16 protein-coding genes, 1 tRNA gene and 1 pseudogene are annotated in these 16,617 nt (G+C 62.5%); 6 read left to right on the forward strand and 12 right to left on the reverse strand.

The window, feature by feature from the left end; genetic code table 11:
• Positions 1-29 precede the first annotated feature (29 nt).
• Positions 30-1,064, reverse strand: a complete 1,035-nt coding sequence (locus NDB2M4_RS14390) for a class I fructose-bisphosphate aldolase (RefSeq protein ID WP_072376246.1) — start codon at positions 1,062-1,064, stop codon at positions 30-32.
• Positions 1,065-1,257: 193 nt separating this feature from the next.
• On the opposite strand from NDB2M4_RS14390, the gene NDB2M4_RS14395 reads away from it, so the two are divergent.
• From NDB2M4_RS14395 to NDB2M4_RS14405, 3 genes are all read left to right on the forward strand, one after another.
• Entirely contained in the window at positions 1,258-1,677 is a 420-nt protein-coding gene (locus tag NDB2M4_RS14395) for a CHRD domain-containing protein (RefSeq protein WP_072376248.1), read from the forward strand.
• A gap of 90 nt (positions 1,678-1,767) precedes the next feature.
• Complete coding sequence (locus tag NDB2M4_RS14400) at positions 1,768-1,917, forward strand: peptide ABC transporter permease (protein ID WP_072376250.1); 150 nt, start codon at positions 1,768-1,770, stop codon at positions 1,915-1,917.
• Between the two features lie 15 nt (positions 1,918-1,932).
• Complete coding sequence (locus NDB2M4_RS14405) at positions 1,933-2,163, forward strand: hypothetical protein (RefSeq protein ID WP_072376252.1); 231 nt, start codon at positions 1,933-1,935, stop codon at positions 2,161-2,163.
• A gap of 4 nt (positions 2,164-2,167) precedes the next feature.
• Here the strand turns inward: NDB2M4_RS14405 and NDB2M4_RS14410 are convergent, their stop codons facing one another.
• Genes NDB2M4_RS14410 through NDB2M4_RS14425 form a run of 4 tightly spaced genes read right to left on the reverse strand, consistent with a single transcriptional unit; the run spans position 2,168 to position 6,035 of the window.
• A complete protein-coding gene (locus NDB2M4_RS14410; RefSeq protein WP_139247296.1) occupies positions 2,168-2,761 on the reverse strand; it encodes a hypothetical protein in 594 nt (197 codons plus the stop codon).
• An 8-nt stretch (positions 2,762-2,769) separates the two neighbouring features.
• A complete protein-coding gene (locus NDB2M4_RS14415; protein WP_072376256.1) occupies positions 2,770-3,996 on the reverse strand; it encodes an aminotransferase class I/II-fold pyridoxal phosphate-dependent enzyme in 1,227 nt (408 codons plus the stop codon).
• Between the two features lie 28 nt (positions 3,997-4,024).
• On the reverse strand, positions 4,025-4,999 hold the full coding sequence (locus NDB2M4_RS14420) for an NAD-dependent epimerase/dehydratase family protein (protein WP_072376258.1): 975 nt from the start codon (positions 4,997-4,999) through the stop codon (positions 4,025-4,027).
• A 28-nt stretch (positions 5,000-5,027) separates the two neighbouring features.
• Entirely contained in the window at positions 5,028-6,035 is a 1,008-nt protein-coding gene (locus NDB2M4_RS14425) for an NAD-dependent epimerase (RefSeq protein ID WP_072376260.1), read from the reverse strand.
• A gap of 390 nt (positions 6,036-6,425) precedes the next feature.
• Here NDB2M4_RS14425 and NDB2M4_RS14430 point away from each other — a divergent pair, with 390 nt between their 5' ends.
• From NDB2M4_RS14430 to NDB2M4_RS14440, 3 genes are all read left to right on the forward strand, one after another.
• Positions 6,426-7,034, forward strand: a complete 609-nt coding sequence (locus NDB2M4_RS14430) for an SIS domain-containing protein (protein WP_083556384.1) — start codon at positions 6,426-6,428, stop codon at positions 7,032-7,034.
• 45 nt (positions 7,035-7,079) lie between these two features.
• Positions 7,080-8,519, forward strand: coding sequence for an adenylyl-sulfate kinase (gene cysC, locus NDB2M4_RS14435; RefSeq protein ID WP_072376265.1), 1,440 nt, complete (start codon positions 7,080-7,082; stop codon positions 8,517-8,519).
• A gap of 139 nt (positions 8,520-8,658) precedes the next feature.
• Positions 8,659-9,084 (forward strand): hypothetical protein, encoded by a 426-nt coding sequence (locus tag NDB2M4_RS14440; RefSeq protein ID WP_072376267.1) that lies wholly within the window; start codon positions 8,659-8,661, stop codon positions 9,082-9,084.
• Between the two features lie 18 nt (positions 9,085-9,102).
• Here the strand turns inward: NDB2M4_RS14440 and NDB2M4_RS14445 are convergent, their stop codons facing one another.
• From NDB2M4_RS14445 to NDB2M4_RS14475, 7 genes and pseudogenes are all read right to left on the reverse strand, one after another.
• Entirely contained in the window at positions 9,103-10,140 is a 1,038-nt protein-coding gene (locus NDB2M4_RS14445) for an MraY family glycosyltransferase (RefSeq protein WP_072376269.1), read from the reverse strand.
• 39 nt (positions 10,141-10,179) lie between these two features.
• Positions 10,180-10,254, reverse strand: a tRNA-Gln gene (locus NDB2M4_RS14450).
• A 209-nt stretch (positions 10,255-10,463) separates the two neighbouring features.
• The gene (locus tag NDB2M4_RS14455) at positions 10,464-11,084 is read right to left on the reverse strand and encodes a NeuD/PglB/VioB family sugar acetyltransferase (RefSeq protein ID WP_210186553.1); all 621 of its coding nucleotides are present in this window, start codon (positions 11,082-11,084) and stop codon (positions 10,464-10,466) included.
• Complete coding sequence (locus NDB2M4_RS14460) at positions 11,075-12,709, reverse strand: glycosyltransferase (protein ID WP_072376271.1); 1,635 nt, start codon at positions 12,707-12,709, stop codon at positions 11,075-11,077. Before NDB2M4_RS14460 ends, NDB2M4_RS14455 begins: the two co-directional genes overlap by 10 nt.
• Positions 12,700-13,980, reverse strand: coding sequence for a glycosyltransferase (locus NDB2M4_RS14465; RefSeq protein WP_072376273.1), 1,281 nt, complete (start codon positions 13,978-13,980; stop codon positions 12,700-12,702). The genes NDB2M4_RS14460 and NDB2M4_RS14465 overlap by 10 nt, the downstream gene beginning before the upstream one ends.
• 278 nt (positions 13,981-14,258) lie before the next feature.
• A pseudogene (locus tag NDB2M4_RS14470) lies at positions 14,259-14,897 on the reverse strand (GDP-mannose 4,6-dehydratase); the annotation flags it as partial.
• A 215-nt stretch (positions 14,898-15,112) separates the two neighbouring features.
• Complete coding sequence (locus tag NDB2M4_RS14475; protein ID WP_072376275.1) at positions 15,113-16,534, reverse strand: mannose-1-phosphate guanylyltransferase/mannose-6-phosphate isomerase; 1,422 nt, start codon at positions 16,532-16,534, stop codon at positions 15,113-15,115.
• Between the last annotated feature and the right edge of the window lie 83 nt (positions 16,535-16,617).

The following is a 16,617-nucleotide window of genomic DNA, read 5'->3' on the forward strand; positions in this document are numbered from 1 at the left end:
CCGATTATCGTCAGGTCGTGGGCGGCCGCTCAGGCGGCCTTTTCGACCTGCTGGTTCCACTTGCCGAGCGCTGCCAGCGAGTTCATGCGGGCGCGGTGCGCGAAGGCGCGCTGGCCGGCGGCGACGTTTTCGCTCTTGCCGCCCCAGGCCTTGAGAGCAGCGGCCTGAAGCGCGCGGCCATACGAGAAGGTGACGTTCCACGGCAGGTTGCCGATCTCGTTGATGAGCGAGAGGTTCTCGGTCGCCTGCTCGTCGGACTGGCCACCGGAGAGGAAGGCGATGCCGGGCACCGCAGACGGCACGGTGGCCTTGAGGCACTTCACCGTGAGTTCAGCGACCTGCTGGGGGCTCGCCTGCGTCGGGCACTTCTGTCCGGCGATGATCATGTTGGGCTTGAGGACGATGCCTTCGAGCGCGACACGCGCGTCGTACAGCTCGCGGAACACCGTGCGCTGCGTCCACTCGGTGACCTCATAGCAGCGTTCGATGGTGTGGCCGGCGTGGGCGCCGTCCATCAGCACCTCCGGCTCGACGATCGGCACGATGCCGGCTTCCTGGCACAGCGCGGCGTAGCGCGCGAGCGCGTGCGCGTTGGCCTTGACGCAGTTCCACGACGGCAGATCATCGGTGATGGTGATGACAGCGCGCCACTTCGCGAAGCGTGCGCCGAGCTTGTAGTATTCGGCAAGGCGCTCGCGCAGGCCATCGAGGCCTTCGGTGACAGTCTCGATCTTGCAGGTGGGACCGGCGAGCGACTTGGCGCCGGTGTCGACCTTGATGCCGGGAATGGAGCCGGCCGCCTTCATCACATCGACCAGCGAGGTGCCGTCCTTGGCATTCTGGCGGATCGTCTCGTCATAAAGGATGACGCCGGAGACGTAGTTCTTCATCGCGTCATTGGCGCGGAACAGCATCTCGCGGTAATCGCGGCGCGTGTCCTCGGTGGAGGTGACACCGATGGAATCGAAGCGCTTCTTGATGGTGCCAGAGCTCTCATCGGCGGCCAGGATGCCTTTGCCGGGTGCAACCAGGGCTGCAGCGATTTTGGCCAGCTCTTCAGTCATGAAATCCTCGCATCGAAGGGCGCTATTTTTGCTGGAGAGCACTTAGCGCCAAAACGGCTTCTGGACCAGCCCCCGGTGTCAAACGCGGCCTTTGCGGCGCTCCGACAGCGTGCATAAAATGCCCGGCGTCATGCTCCGGGCAAATTGGCTGTGAATTGTGGGGAATGGCGGGCACGCCCGCATCGGAGGGGATATGGCCAAAGCTGGCTTTTACACGGGGTTTTTCGTTGTGGCCGCGGCGTTTGCCGCCGTCAGCGCCCCCGCCCGGGCGGAGACGCTGCAGTTCAAGGCCGACCTCAAGCCCGTTGCGGGGACCGGCAGCACCGGGTCGGGCATCGTGACGGCCGAATATGACACCGACAGCAAAAAGCTGACCTGGCGCGGCAGCTATACGATCAGCACCTATGCCACATCGGGGAGCTTCCATGGCCCCGCCAGCGGCCCGCGGAGCGGGTTTGTGCGCATGCGCAATATCGACAGCCCGTTCGAGGGGACTGCAATCCTATCGCCGCCGCAGGGCGAAGGGCTCGTCGCGGGCGAATGGACAGTCGTCATCCGCACCGCGCGGTTTCCCAAGGGGGAACTGATCGGCCAGGTGGTGCGCGGTAACTAGCGTTAATTTCCGCGCGAGAATGCCCCGGGAACCCCGGGCGAGGAACGCGCATTAGCCTTCAAACGTCTCGGGTTTGAAGAGGTGCGTTTCATGTCTGGTGAGAACTCACGAGCACCCTATCCCGCGGAGAAAGCGCGACAGGGTGAGATCATTCTCAGAACTCGCACTCAGCGCATCATCTTCATCGGCGGGCTGGCCGGCATGCTGATTGTCGGTCTGGTCGCCACGTTCATGTGCTAATCGAGGGAGGGGCCGATGCCCGTCTGCGATACCTGCGGCAACGATTACGACAAGGCCTTCAAGGTCACGAAGGCCGGCAAGACGATGACCTTCGACAGCTTCGAGTGTGCCATTACAGCGATGGCGCCAGTGTGCGCCCACTGCGGGTGCCGCGTTATCGGACACGGCGTCGAAGAGAGCGGCGGCAAGATCTTTTGCTGCGCGCATTGCGCCGATCACGTGAAGGGCCTCAAGGACCGCGCGTAGTCGCTCAGGTCTGAAAAAGGCGGCGCTGCAGGAATTCGGCGTAGCTATCGTTCTGTGTATCGGCGATGCCAATTTTTTGCATCAGCGCTTCGGCTGCCAGCGGGTCGGCGGCTTCGATGGCGACGGTCTCTATCGCATCATCGCCGATGGTAAGATGCGTGAACTCGGCAACGCAATCTGCAGTATCGTACAGCGTGCGCTGCTTGACGACGACGATCGTCGCCAGGGCATGCTGATCGCCCAGCAGGGCCAATAGCGCGCTTTCGACGAGCGCACCTCGCTCGCCAATCTCGAGATCGAGGCCGAGCGCCGGCAGCACGATATTCTCGATGTCGGCAACGGAAACCGGGAACTCGGCATCGAGTGGGCGCGCCCATTGATCGAGCAATCCACGGCGCGCCTGAAGCGTCTTCACCTGCAGGCGGCCGCCGCGGATCTTGACGTTCGATTCAATATTGAGGCGCGTGACGATGTAGGTTTCGCGGCTCTCGGGCAGCTGATTTCCTTGTGCCATGGCAGCGAGCGCATCGCGCACCGACGACAAGTCCGGGGCGAAGATGCGAAATTCGAAGCGGGTCTCGTCGGGTGCGAACTTCATTGTTGCGCTCATGAGGTCGCGAAGCTGGCGAGAGCTGCCAGCGCTTCGTCAATGTCGGCGGTCGAGTGGTCGGCGCTGATCTGGAAGCGGATCTCCTCCTCGCCCTTAGGCACCACGGGAAACGCAAGGCCGGTCGCGAGGATGGCATTGTCGCGCAAGTGCTTGACCAGGGCGATGGTGCGCATGGTGTCGCGCACGAGCAGCGGCACGACGGGATGCTCGCCCTCGACGGTTTCTAGCCCCTGCGCGCGCAGCCCCTCGCGGAAGCGGTTGGTCATGGCGCGCAGGTGGTCGAGCAGACCGCGGCCCTCGGCGCTGTCGACGCGGTCGACCGCGGTACGCGCGGCTTCGGCTTCCGACGGCGTAATGGGATTGGAGTAGATGTAGAAGGGCGAGGTTTCGCGGAGGTAGTCGATGACGGGCTGCGAGGTCGTCACGTATCCGCCGTTGACGCCGAACGCCTTGCCGAGCGTGCCAATGAGAACGTCCACCTGGGCGCCGACGACCTCCTCGGTGCCACGTCCTGTTTCGCCGAAAGCGCCAACGCCGTGCGAGTCGTCGGCGATGACGATGACACCCTCGGCGTAGAGGGGGTGGAACTGCTTGCAGATGCGCATGATCTCGTCGAGGCGCGCGTGGTCGCCCCGCATGGAGAAGACGCCATCGGTGACGACGACGGCGCGGCGGCACTTGTTGGTGTAGGCGCCCAGCTGGCGCGTCAACTCGTGATAATCGAGGTGCTTATAAACGCGCTTCTCGGCGGGGCGCGCGAGCGCAATCGCGTTGATGATGGAGTTGTGATTGAGCTCATCGCTCAACACGAGCGTCTGGTCGGAAATGAGCGGGGGAAGCACGCCCATCACAGTTGCGTAGGCGGAGCTGAACAGCATCGCCGCCTCGCGGCCGTGGAAGGCGGCAAGGCGCTTTTCCAGTTTCACGTGCGGCGCCCAGGTTCCGGAGATGAAGCGCACGGCGCCAGGGCCGACGCCATAGCGGCGCACGGCTTCCTCCTCCGCTTCCAGCACGCGCGTTGCAAAGGAAAGGCCGAGGTAGCTGTTGGAGTTCATGCGCAGGAACGGGCGTGTGCCGTGGCCCTCGATGAGGAAGCGCGGGCCTTTGCCGGCGGTCGGCTCGACGATGCCGGTGGTGATGGACTCTGCTCCCTTAAGGCGCCCGGACGCATCGAACTCGCCGAGCTTCTCCTTGAGCAGCGGTGTCAGCTTTTCGATGGGCATTGGTGCCTCCGTTGGGTCGCGTTTCTCGTCAGTCGCGTTTCTTGCGCGAGCCCGTTTTGAGCTTGGCTTCGAGACGGGAGAGCATGTCGGCCGTCATGGCGCAAAGATCATAGTGCGGAGCCCAATCCCAGTCGGCGTGGGCGGCGCTATCGTCGAGCGAGCGCGGCCAGCTGTCGGCAATGGCCTGGCGAACGGGATCGACATCGTAGTCGATGTCGAAGCTCGGGATATGCTGACGGATCGCGGCCGCGATGTCTTCAGGCGTCACGCTCATCGCGGTGATGTTATAGGCGTTGCGATAGCGCAGACGGTCGGCGTCGGCTGCCATGAGATGGATCATGCCGGCGATGGCATCGGGCATGTACATCATGTCAAGGCGCGTGTCGGCCGACAGGAAGCACGTGTAACGGCCGTAGCGCAGCGCGTGATAGAACATCTCGACGGCGTAGTCGGTGGTGCCGCCACCGGGCGCTGCAACGTACGAGACGAGACCGGGAAGACGAAGCCCGCGCGTGTCGATGCCGAAGCGCGATGCGTAGTAGTCGCACAGCAATTCGCCGGCCACCTTGGTGACGCCATAGATCGTCGTCGGGCGCTGGATCGTGACTTGCGGCGTGTGATCGCGTGGTGTCGAAGGGCCGAAAGCGCCGATGGAACTGGGAAAGAAGACCTGGCAGCCGTAGCCGCGTGCAACCTCGAGCACATTGTAAAGTCCGCTCATATTCACCTGCCAGGCGAACTGCGGGGCGGCTTCGGCGGACGCGGAGAGCAATGCTGCAAGGTGATAGATGGCGCCGATGTCGTGTCGGCGGACGGCCTCGTGCAGCTGGTGCGGGTCAGTGCAGTCGAGGTGATCATAAGGGGCGAGCGCGGCGGCGCCGCTCGGCGGCAGCACTTTCAGATCGGTGGCGATGACCTTTGCGGCGCCGTAGCGCTGGCGCAACGCCGGTACAAGCTCGGAGCCGATCTGCCCCAGCGCACCGGTCACCAGAATGTTCTTCATGCGTGCCTCCAAGGGCCGCGAGTAGAACTCAGACGCCGTAGTAGCTGCGATACCACTCCACGAAGCGGGCGATGCCCTGATCGAGCGGCGTTGCCGGAGCAAACCCGACGTCGGCGATCAGATCGTCGACATCGGCAAAAGTCGCCGGTACGTCCCCGGGTTGCATCGGCAAAAAGTTCTTCTTCGCCTCGCGACCCAGCGTCCGCTCGAGCACTTCGATGAAATGCATCAGCTCGACAGGACTGTGATTGCCAATGTTGTAGATTCGGTAAGGCGCCGAGGAAGTGGCCGGGTCGGGCGCGGCACCGCTCCAGGCAGGGTTCGGCCCGGGAATGCGGTCGGCAGTGCGCAGGACACCTTCGACGACGTCATCGATGTAGGTGAAGTCGCGGGCGTGGTGACCGTTGTTGAAGACGTCGATCGGCTCGCCAGCGAGGATCGCGCGCGTGAACTTGAAGAGTGCCATGTCCGGCCGGCCCCACGGGCCGTAGACGGTAAAAAACCGCAGGCCGGTGACGGGGAGCCGATAGAGGTGCGCGTAGGTGTGCGCCATCAGCTCGTTGGCCTTCTTGGAGGCGGCGTAGATGCTGAGCGGGTGATCGACGTTCTGATGCACGCTGAAGGGCATCGTCGTGTTGGCGCCGTAGACGGAGCTCGACGAGGCGAACACCAGATGCTCGACGCCATGGTGGCGGCAGCCTTCCAGCACATGCAGCGTGCCGACGATGTTGGAGTCGACGTAGGTGTGCGGGTGATCCATGCCGTAGCGCACGCCGGCCTGGGCAGCGAGGTGGATGACGCGCTGCGGGCGGGTGGCGGCGAATAGCCGTTCCATGCCGGCGCGGTCGGCAAGATCGAGCTTTTCAAACGAGAAGCCCGGGCGGCCAGCAAGCCCGGCAAGCCGCGCCTCCTTCAGGCTAACGTCATAATATGAATTGAGATTGTCGATGCCGACGACCTCGTGCCCGCGGCCCAGGAGGGCTGCCGCGGTATGGTAGCCGATGAACCCGGCCACTCCGGTCACGAGGATGCGCATGGGCTATATCCTTGGTTTTAGGCCGCTAGCCGCGTCCTCATGCCGCCGGCATATCGCCCAGCGCGGCTAAGTGATACAGTGATTGGTGTCAAGCAGGCGCTAATAGATGCTGGCCGCATCGGCCGCGGGTCGCCATTGAATGCATGTTAGGGATGGCGACATATTGCGCGCCTCGTATGTGGCCGCGGCGCTAAGGTTCTCTAATCTTGGCCGCAATTATCCAAGAGGGTTACCGGCGCTCGTGGGTGTGTCTGACGGCGAATCCTGTCAGCGTTTGACTAAGTTCAAGTCGGGGTGCCCGAAAGCAGCCTATCCCGTGCGCAAAAATAATGTCACGGAAGCCGTCGCGCCGCATGGGCGCAGCAAATTTGGTTCTGGAGGGCTACACGCGTGTTGAAGGGCGTCGTCGAGGCAAAACCTACCGATCCCATTTCGACCTATTTCGATGAGCTCTACCGTGCGCTCGCCGCTGTCCGTGTGAGCGACAACGAGGGCAAGCCCCTGGATATTCAGGCGGGTTTCGAATGGGTCGCCGACACTGCCCGTGCCGCACACAAGGCCGGTAACAAGGTGGTGCTGATCGGCAATGGCGGCAGCGCCGCGATCGCCAGCCACCACGCGATCGAGTTCCTCAAGAACGGCGGCATCCGCGCCGTCTCGCTCAACGACCCCGCCGCCCTCACCTGCCTCAGCAACGACCTCGGTTATGCCAACGTGTTTTCCGAGCAGCTGAAACTGCAGGGTCTGCCGGGCGACCTTCTGCTGGCGATCTCCAGCTCGGGGCAGTCGGTGAACATCCTCAAGGCGGTCGAGGTGGCCCGCGCGAACGGCATGAAGATCGTGACTTTGAGCGGTTTTCAACCAGACAACCTGCTTCGCGGGCGTGGTGATGTGAATTTCTATGTTAATTCCAATCAATACGGGTTCGTAGAGGTTGCACATCACGCACTGATCCAGGCCATACTGGACATCTACGTGTTTCCGCGGCGCTCCGCGTGAGTTCGACGGCGCCCGGGAGGAAACGCCAAGCGGGAAGCCGATAGGATGCCGAGCACCAAGCCCAATGCACTTCGAAGCGATGGGCAAGTGAAGTTCTGCTTTACCGATGCGACCGGAGCCGCGTCACTCGCCAGCCATCTGCGCGGTATGATGGCGTCGGCCACCGTAGAAGAAGCGGACTTTTCAGCCCTCCCCGACGTGGCGCTGGTTCTCGTCGATGCTGTGAGGGGATTTACATCCCAGGCTCGAAATGCCGTCGCAATGGCATGGACAGCCGGTGTTCCACACGTCATTCTCGCAGTGGCGGTCCATCCCTCCGACGATGCGTCGGTGATCGAAGAGACGATTTCCGCCTTCGAAGACTTTGCAGAGAAAACAGAGTTCGCATCAGCCGTTGCCGTTTCGCTGAGCCTCATCGCGCGAAATGGCAGGGACGTCTTGACGGACAGCAACTCTAAGCTCACCGCACATCTGACACGCATCGCTTCAGCCGCGCTGCAGAACGCAGCAGAGCCCTCCGCCGCTGCTCCCGCGAGCGAGCAGTTCGCCGCCCACATCGGCTGCGTGTCGAAACAGGACCTCATTCCCGGACGCGAGTACCGCTTGCGCATCTCCGGTCAGGAGACGCCGGCGAGCGTCAACGCGATCAAGTACCGGCTCGATCCCGACACGCTGCGCCGCGTGCCCGCGCGCACGTTGGCGCAAGGCGAGATCGGGGCCTGCACGATCGCAACCGACGTGCCGCTGGTTCTGGGTGGCGGGGATTCCGGGGAAGACGATTCGCGCTTCACGTTGAGCGATCTCTATACCGACGAAGTGGTGGCGGCGGGCACTGTCGACTTTGCGCTTCGGCGCGGCGTCAACGTGCACTGGCATCCGTTCACGGTGACGAAGGAGCTGCGCGCGGCGGCGAAAGGACAGACGCCGTGCATCGTGTGGTTCACCGGATTGTCGGGAGCGGGCAAATCGACCGTCGCTAACCTCGTCGAAGGTTGGCTCGCGTTGCAGGGGCGGCACACATATCTGCTGGACGGCGATAACGTGCGCCACGGGCTCAACAAGGATCTCGGTTTCACCGCGGCGGACAGGGTCGAGAACATCCGCCGCGTGGGCGAGGTGGCGCGACTATTTCTCGATGCAGGCACGATCGTGCTGTGCTCGTTCATATCGCCGTTCCGCGCAGAGCGCGAAGCCGTGCGCAGCCTCGTCGGCCCAGGCGAATTCTTCGAGGTTTACGTTACCGCGCCGCTGGATGTGTGCAAACGTCGCGACCCCAAAGGCCTTTATGCAAAGAGCCTCGCCGGGCATCTGCCCAACTTCACGGGTATCGACTCTCCTTACGAGGAACCAGAGGAGCCCGATCTCGTGATCGATACGACGACAGCCCCGGCGGCTGAACTCGCACAGCGCGTGGTCGCGCTGCTGCAGGCTCGCGGTATCGTTGCGAAGCCGGACGAACATTCAGGATCGCCCGGCAGCATCTGATCGCTGCAATCGCCTCACAAATCGGCAGAGTTATCCCCAACGTGTCCACAGGAACACATGTGCCACATTTGTTGCGTGCCCTGATGGTCGCCGCGGCTCGCCGTGCATACATTGCGGCGAGAGGGGAGATTCGCGGGGAATGACAGTGATCTGGGGGCCATTCTCGGTTGTGGGCAAATTTGCCCTGATCGGCATTGTGGTTGCCGGCGCGGCTGGCTGCTCCGCGGTGTCCGAACTCAGTGGTGCACCACGCGCGGGGTACCAGAACGACGGCACGTATGTTCTCAGTGCGCAGGAGCAGACATTAGGCTGTCGCGATTTGCGCGAGCGTCAGGTCAGCCTGCAAGAGCAGTTGCAGCAGCTCCCTTCGAAGGCCGTGCAGCAAATGCAGGAACTGCCCAAAACAGTCGTGGACGCGTGGGGCCGCCTCGTGGGCTCTCCCGATCAGGGTGTGCCGGCGCTCGCTGCGTACAACGAGGCGAAAGCGGAATCCGAGGCGGTGAACCAAAGCCTTCACCAAAAGGGGTGCGGAACCTCGGTGGAGACAGCGTCGGTTCCCCGCTGATCCGGCAGGCCCGGACGATTACACCCGCTTGCGCGTAAAATCGATCATCAGCCAGCTCACCACACAGATGCCGGCCAAGACCGCCAGCGCATGCGACAGCGGCGCGCGCGCTACGACGGTCAATGCTGCCAGCGCGACGAGCGCCAGATTGACTGCAAAAACACGTCCGACGATCTGCATGTTGGTGAGACCGTTGTCGCGTGCGCGCTGGTAAAAGTGCGTGCGGTGCGCGACCCACAAGCGCTCCCCTGCGCGCGCGCGGCGAAGAAGCGTCACGCTCGCGTCGGCGAAAAAATAGAGCGGCAGCAGAACGGCGGCGGCGAGATATCCCGAGGCCGCAACGACGATCAGCAGCCAGGCCAGGAGAAGCCCGATCGGGAGGCTTCCCATGTCGCCCATGAACAGCCGCGCGACCGGGCGATTGAACGGCGCGAAGCCAAGCATGGCAGCGTTGAGCGCGAGCGAAAGAATGAGCGCCTGCGGCGGCAGCGTCCCCAGCAGCGCAATGACAGCGATGCCGGCGGTGATGGGCACCACCTCGGCGACCATCATCCAGTCGATACCATCCATGAAGTTGACGAGATTGACGAGCCACAGCGCGCCGAAGAACAACAAGGTGCGCTCAAGCCAGACCGGCAGGAACGGGAACACCTGGAGCCCGCCCGGCAATGACGCCAGCATCACCGCCACGGCGCCCGCCTGCACAGCAAGCTTCACGCCGGGCCCCAGGACGTGCACGTCGTCGATGCCGCCGAGGACGACGAGCAGAGTTGCGGCCAGCAGCACAGGCGTGATGCGCAGCGCTGTGGCCGCGTCGGCACCGAGCCAGGCGATCCCAAGCGCTGTGGCGGCAAGCACGCTGGCGCTGATAGCCAGGCCGCCCCATTGTGGCGTCGGCGTCTTATGCGAGGAGCGGTGTGTTGGCGTGGCGAGGGCTGCGTGCCGCAAAAGCGGGAACAGGGCGAGGATCAGCGCGGCGCAGGTGGCCAGCGCAATGAGCCAGACGATCAGACCGAGATTGCCGATGATCGACCAGGAGCTGGCAGTTTCAGCCATGGGACCGTCTGCCCCTCGTCAGCATTCGGTGGGAGAATTTGGCTGGGGCGGGAGGGTTCGAACCTCCGAATGGTGGAATCAAAATCCACTGCCTTACCACTTGGCTACGCCCCAATTGTGCAGGCACCCTCTAGCGATATTTGCTGGGGGCCGCAAGATGCCCGGATCGCCGGGGCGGGATGGAAGCGCGCCAGGGTTCTAGCGTCGTAAGGGGCACAAATTCTTGGATTGGACGCCCCTATAGCCACTTCCGAGCAGCGTGCCGGCGGGATCCGGCGGCCGCGGGTCACCAACTCGTCGGAGATCATTTCAGCGGGCAGCGGTCACTTGCAGCGACGCGCTGGATTGCCCACGAAGGTGCCCGGTTCCAGGATGTCGTCGATTACAACGGCTCCCGCTCCAACGATCACGCCCTCGCATATCCGGATATTGTCGATCACCGTAGCGCCGGCGCCGATCATCACCGCGCGGCCCAACAGGCAGCGGCCGGCGACCGTCGCGTTGACGGCGATGTGGCAGTACTCACCGATCTGCGTCTCATGATCGACGACTGCCGCGGTATTGATGATTGCGCCGGTGCCAATGCTTGCACCTGGGCCTACGTGGGCCTGATGCGCGATGAGCGCACCCTTTTTGATGGTTGCGCCTGTGCCGAGGTATGCGGATGGAGACTGGAGCGAACAGACTTCGAAACCCCGCCGCTCGGCAATGGCGATCATGTCCTCTCGTCGTTTAGCGTCGCCGCTTGCCGGCATGGCGTGCCACCCCGGAAGAGGCTCCGGCCAGAAAGACTGAGCCGCGAAGCCGGCAAATTCTTCGCCGGGCCTTGCCGCTTCGTCGACGAATACCAGCTTGCCGATCCCAGCGCGCAGCGCCACATCGGCGACGCTGCGCGCATGCCCGCCAAAGCCGATAATGACCAAGCCTTCGGGGATCATCGCCATGCTTCCGCGGACGGCTGATCCGCGATGCGGTCGAGAACCGCGATGTGCTCATTGACGACGTCGCCCCACGTGCGACTGGCCAACTCTCTGTGCAGCATTCTCTGGCGCGCAAGGAGCGCGTCGCGGTTGTCGATTGCCCAGGAAATCCGTGCCGCCACGTCGCGCCAATCGTAGGGATCGAACAGCATCATCTCCTGCAGTGCCGGGTCCGTGATGACTTCCAAAGTTACCGGTATGCTCGACATCACGACCGGCGTTCCCACCGAGAGAGCTTCGGAGAATGTGAAGGGGAAACCTCCCTCGCTGAGCGAGGGATTTACCGCCACGTCGGCAAGCTTGTAGAAGGCCGCCAGCTCCTGCGCCGAGAGCCCACTCACGCATAGGACGTCTTTGGCAAGACGATGCTCAGCAATGAACTCGTCGATGTCCGGCAGCACTTTTGCCTTGCCGGTCAGTATCAGCTTGTGACCGATGAACTGGTGACGCAGCAAATGCTCGTAGGCTCGCAACAGGGTGATGACATTTTTGTTCGGCCGGAATTGGCTGGCATAAAAAAGGAACTTAACGGCTGGATTGGCGAAGCCCGCCGTGTACGCGGAAGACGATCTGCCCAACGCTTCCATCAGCAACGACCGGCATTGCTGCGTAGACACCGCGTTGGGGTTTGGCGCGCCCGGGCCATTCAGCCATAGGCTCATGTCCTGCGGCGCGTGCGGGATGACCGTTACGCGGTGCGCGGGGATCCCGAATTTAACACCGAGCGTATGGCGCTTGATCGTATCGCTGTAGGTGACGAAGTGGTGGCCAGCGCGCACCGTTGACGTCAAGAACGAGAAGCTGTCTTCGAAGCGTGGCCCCAGTTCGGCGAACGCCACCGGAAACTCGCTAACCACGACGTCGGGAACGCACATGAGTTTCGGTGATTTGATCTTGTTGAAGGATGGCCAGAACGCGGTCGGGCAGTACCACGCCTGCACATCCGGCATCGCCTCGATGATCTCGTGCATGCGTTCCGCCTCGGCCTCTTCCATCAGCCGATAGGCGCGAAGAACCAGTGGTTCATCCTTGGGCGGTTCAATGCCCAGATATGTAGCTTTAGCCTTGCCTACGCGGGCGGATCGCAGGCGCAGACGCCAACGCCGCCTCTTTGCGCTTCGCGCAATCCACGCCACGAAAAGAACTGGGGTGAGGGCAGCCAAGATGACCGCGTATTTGGTGAGCGGAAGTGCGATCCTCAATGCCTCCGGTCCGACCGTCGCACCGCACAGCGCGCGCAAGAACCCGTTCCAGTTTCGGTTTGCCGCCAGGCGCACCCGCGCCTTGAGGCGTGATCGCCATCCAGGCCGGAGCTTCGCGCGACGTGCCACCAGCCAATTATGCAGCGCAAGCAGTAGCGGGGTGTGCCTCGGCGCATGAATTTCGATCCGTTCGAGCGGCACTTGCTCGGCAACCAACAACTCTCGAAGCGGACCGGTCAACCAACTGGGACAGACGACGACGAAGCGAACATCGTCGATCGATGATGAGCCGCGCAAGAATGCTGCGAGCAGCCTGCCAAGACCCTCCCCCGTCAGTTTCACCCTGGGAGGATAAAGAAGATAGATGCCGTATCTTCTCACAGGCATTGGCGTACGACCCTCCAATAGGTGTCGACGTGGTCGCCGTAGCACCTATGCGAGAGCGTCGTCCTATCCGGCAGCAGCCGCCGGCGTTGAACGTGCTCGTCTTCCATTTTCTTGAGCTGGCGGGCGACCGCTGCCGCATCATCGCGGGGCATCCAAGCCAGGTTGAGCGAGAACTGGCCGTCTATCTCGCGCATGGGGCCGTAATCGCTCGAAAGCGAAGGAACACCACAGCCCGCCGCCTCAATCACGCTGAAGGAGCCATTATCGACGCGCGAGGTGTGCCAGAGGAATGCAGCGCCGGCCAACTTCGCGCGATACGCCTCGTCGTCCAGTTCTCCCAGCCAGTGAATCTTCTCTCGCAGGAGAGCGCTGCTTCTGATCCGCTTTGCGAGGTCGGCGTGGTGCGGAAATTTACCTTTGGGAATGGACGCGGAATCGACCCCCGACACGCAGCACGCCAATGTGCCGCCGAGGCGCTCGTAGTATTGCTGCAGGGCGCGCACTGCCACGTCATGGTTTTTGTGGAGCGCCGGATTCGTCGGCCAGAGAAAGTATGCTTCTCCGGTCTGTACACAAGCCCGCGGTGCGTGCCCGGTGAAATCCGGCGCCAACATCGGCATCTTGATGACGCGGCTGGGATCTAGGCCGGCGAACTGCAATGCGTCCTGCTCGGTAAACTTCGTCGTGACGAGCACGCGCTTGGCAGCGCGCGCCGCCTGGATGTAACCGAGACTGGTGTCCTCCGGCATGAACGGCACATAGCGCTGCAGATAATCATACACCATCATGATCTGCGGCTTCATCGGCAGCAGAGGCCCGGGCGCCCTGTCCGACACTAATAGCCACAGGTCGCAGCCCTGGAGATGATCGACGCCGTCGTCGGGTATCAGATAAGCGCCGTGAGAGGGCTGCCAGCTGTCGTCGCCAGCGAAGCGCATTGCCCGTCGCGCCGCCTGCGCATCGATCTCGCGCCAGGCAAATGGACGGCGCGCAAGTGGTCCGAGATCGGAAAATTCGTTCTCTTCGTAGCCATCGAGATGGGCAAACAGGACATCCGCGTCTTCTCCTGCGCGCTCGCTGCCGTCATTGATAGCTCGCGCCAGGAGTTGTGCTCCGCGGAGCGTGCCGCCGCGGTATGCCGCAGGAAGAATGACTGCGATGCGCTTGCGCCGGCTGTACATCTTCGCCGGCAGTCGCTCGGACTCGCGGAGCCGCGAGGCGGCATCGGGCGGCACACCTATATCTTTCAGCGGCCTGCCATGCTGCGTCATGCTGCGAGCCCATGCACAGTCTTGTAGGTCGCCACCGCATCGGCAATCGGACCGTCGAAGATCAGCTGGCCGTGGTGCAGGACGAGCCCTCGTTCACACATCGATTGCAGGCTCGTGAAGTCGTGTGACGCCAAAATCAATATCTGCGAGTGCTCGATAAGCTTGCGCACGCGGGCCCTCGCCTTTTCCATGAAGGTGGCATCGCCCGCACCGATGATTTCGTCGAGCAGCAGGATTTCCCCGGACACCGCAACGGAGACCGCGAAAGCAAGCCGCACCTGCATGCCGCCGAGTTTAATACGTGCAAGCGCTCTTGTAATTTTTCGCGTGACGAACGTTTCGCCGCGCACCGGTGACTCATGGTTGAAGAGGATGCCGTTGCACGCGAATATTCCATAGCTCTCGCGATAGTTCACCGTGATCCAGTGCGCGTAGAGTTTGGCGACGCCGTAGGGAGATCGCGGATAGAAGGGCGTTCCCTCGTTCTGGGGCACTTCCTGAACGAGGCCGAAGAGTTCGGATGTCGATGCCTGATAGACCTTCGTCTTCTTCGTCAACCCAAGGATTCTGATGCCTTCGAGAAGTCGAAGCGGACCGAGCGCATCCGTGTTCGCGGTGTACTCGGGTTCTTCAAAGGAGACCTGGACCTGACTTTGGGCTGCGAGATTGTAAATCTCGTCGGGTTTCACCAGCTGCAGGATGCGAAGCAAGCTGGATGAATCCGTCATGTCACCATGATGGAGCGTCATGTTCGGACCGCTCACGTGCGGATCATGGTAGAGATGATCGATCCTGGCCGTGTTGAAGAGCGACGTTCGTCGCTTAATTCCATGAACCTCGTAGCCTTTGGCCAACAAGAGTTCGGCGAGGTAAGAGCCGTCTTGTCCAGTGATGCCGGTAATCAGAGCGACCTTCATTGCAGGTTCCTCACGGCGGCGTGGTGAATGACTTCGTTGCATCCGCGGACGAGCAACCGCTGTTCAGACCCACAGCTCGTCCGCCAGCCGGCCTGATCGCAAATTCAGGAATGTGAATACCCGCTCGCAATCGTGCGAACGGCCGAGTGGGCTGCGGCGCTTGTTGCGCCCGTTACTTCACCACCTCAATTGTCTCGACGTCTGCACTAAGCAGATCATCGCGTCTCGTTTGTAGCGCGATGATAGATGTCGTCGCCCCGGATTATGTCGTCCTCCCCAAGATAACTGCCAATCTGCACCTCGATGATATCGAGGGGAACCTTGCCGGGGTTCTCGAGGCGATGCCACTGCGTCGCCTTGATGTATACGCTTTCGTTCTCCTGGACGAACTCCGTCGTATCTCCACGCGTCACTTTCGCAGTGCCGCGGACCACGACCCAGTGCTCGGAGCGGTGGTGGTGCATTTGCATCGACAGGCGTCCGCCGGGCTTGACGTGCAGAAGCTTGACCTGAAAACGCGACCCTGCGCTGAGCGTTTCGAAGAAACCCCAAGGGCGGTAGCTGCGGATGTGCTGCTCGTGCTCCTTGCGTCCCAACTCCTTCAGGCGCGACACGATGCGTGAGACGTCCTGGGCGCGTGATTGATCGGCGACGAGAAGGGCGTCCGGCGTATCGACGAGCCCCTTTACGCCGATGGTGGCCACGAGCGAACGCTCGGAGTGGATGAGGCAGTCCTCGGTGTCGACGAGGATGGCATCCCCGTCCACAGCGTTGTTTTGCGCGTCGCGGGGCGCGTACTCCCACAGCGATGCCCACGAGCCGACATCGCTCCAGCCGATGTCGATTGGCAGCACGACCGCCCGGCTCGTCTTTTCCATGACTGCGTAGTCGATCGAGATCCCCGGACAGCGGGCGAAGTTTGCCTGATCCAGCCGGAGGAACTCCAAATCCGGCGTCGCGGCGTCGAATGCGGCTCCTGCCGCGTCGAGAATTTGGGGGGAAAGTCTTTTGAGCTCATCGATGAAGGTGCGTGCGTGCAGCACGAAGATTCCGCTGTTCCAGTAATAGCTGCCTTGCTTGAGGTAGCCCTCGGCCACATCGCGGCTCGGCTTTTCAAAGAAGGCATCGACGGCGAAAGACGTAGCCGCGTCGCTGAGCTGAGCGCCGCGCCGGATATAGCCGTAGCCGGTGTGCGGAGTTGTCGGAACGATACCGAACAATACCAGCCGCCCGCTCGCGGCGATATCTGCCGCGCTCCTGAGTATCGATGCGAACGATTGCACATCCCGCACAGCGTGGTCGGAGGGCATAACCGCGATCACAGCATCGGGAGACTTCTTCAAGGCGGCCAACGCCGCCACCGCCACCGCCGGCGCCGTGTTTCGCGCCACAGGCTCGAGAATGATCGCCTCCGCATCCATGGCTGCGGCCGACAGCTCCTCGCGCACGAGGAAGCGATGCTCATCGTTGCAGATGACTATGGGGGACGCAAAGTCGCCGCCGGCGACGCGGCGCAAAGTGGAGCCCAGCAGCGAGCCATTCTTGAAGAAGCGGATGAATTGCTTCGGGTACTTGGACCGCGACAGCGGCCAGAGTCTGGTGCCGGAGCCCCCGGATAAAATCACCGGAACAATCATTTGCGTCTCTTATGCATTCGTCTTCAGGGGGCGGCGCCGCGCCGCGGGCCAACCCTGAAGCAATATTTTCCGCCCGTTCCGAG

This window comes from Hyphomicrobium sp. NDB2Meth4, assembly GCF_900117445.1.
Taxonomy (GTDB): domain Bacteria; phylum Pseudomonadota; class Alphaproteobacteria; order Rhizobiales; family Hyphomicrobiaceae; genus Hyphomicrobium_A.

What these genes read in the sequence shown, in the direction of transcription:
- NDB2M4_RS14390 (WP_072376246.1), bottom strand. Translation starts at nt 1,064, where the DNA reads ATGACTGAAGAGCTGGCCAAAATCGCTGCAGCCCTGGTTGCACCCGGC.
- NDB2M4_RS14395 (WP_072376248.1), top strand. Translation starts at nt 1,258, where the DNA reads ATGGCCAAAGCTGGCTTTTACACGGGGTTTTTCGTTGTGGCCGCGGCG.
- NDB2M4_RS14400 (WP_072376250.1), top strand. Translation starts at nt 1,768, where the DNA reads ATGTCTGGTGAGAACTCACGAGCACCCTATCCCGCGGAGAAAGCGCGA.
- NDB2M4_RS14405 (WP_072376252.1), top strand. Translation starts at nt 1,933, where the DNA reads ATGCCCGTCTGCGATACCTGCGGCAACGATTACGACAAGGCCTTCAAG.
- NDB2M4_RS14410 (WP_139247296.1), bottom strand. Translation starts at nt 2,761, where the DNA reads ATGAAGTTCGCACCCGACGAGACCCGCTTCGAATTTCGCATCTTCGCC.
- NDB2M4_RS14415 (WP_072376256.1), bottom strand. Translation starts at nt 3,996, where the DNA reads ATGCCCATCGAAAAGCTGACACCGCTGCTCAAGGAGAAGCTCGGCGAG.
- NDB2M4_RS14420 (WP_072376258.1), bottom strand. Translation starts at nt 4,999, where the DNA reads ATGAAGAACATTCTGGTGACCGGTGCGCTGGGGCAGATCGGCTCCGAG.
- NDB2M4_RS14425 (WP_072376260.1), bottom strand. Translation starts at nt 6,035, where the DNA reads ATGCGCATCCTCGTGACCGGAGTGGCCGGGTTCATCGGCTACCATACC.
- cysC (WP_072376265.1), top strand. Translation starts at nt 7,080, where the DNA reads ATGCCGAGCACCAAGCCCAATGCACTTCGAAGCGATGGGCAAGTGAAG.
- NDB2M4_RS14440 (WP_072376267.1), top strand. Translation starts at nt 8,659, where the DNA reads ATGACAGTGATCTGGGGGCCATTCTCGGTTGTGGGCAAATTTGCCCTG.
- NDB2M4_RS14445 (WP_072376269.1), bottom strand. Translation starts at nt 10,140, where the DNA reads ATGGCTGAAACTGCCAGCTCCTGGTCGATCATCGGCAATCTCGGTCTG.
- NDB2M4_RS14455 (WP_210186553.1), bottom strand. Translation starts at nt 11,084, where the DNA reads ATGGCGATGATCCCCGAAGGCTTGGTCATTATCGGCTTTGGCGGGCAT.
- NDB2M4_RS14460 (WP_072376271.1), bottom strand. Translation starts at nt 12,709, where the DNA reads ATGCCTGTGAGAAGATACGGCATCTATCTTCTTTATCCTCCCAGGGTG.
- NDB2M4_RS14465 (WP_072376273.1), bottom strand. Translation starts at nt 13,980, where the DNA reads ATGACGCAGCATGGCAGGCCGCTGAAAGATATAGGTGTGCCGCCCGAT.
- NDB2M4_RS14475 (WP_072376275.1), bottom strand. Translation starts at nt 16,534, where the DNA reads ATGATTGTTCCGGTGATTTTATCCGGGGGCTCCGGCACCAGACTCTGG.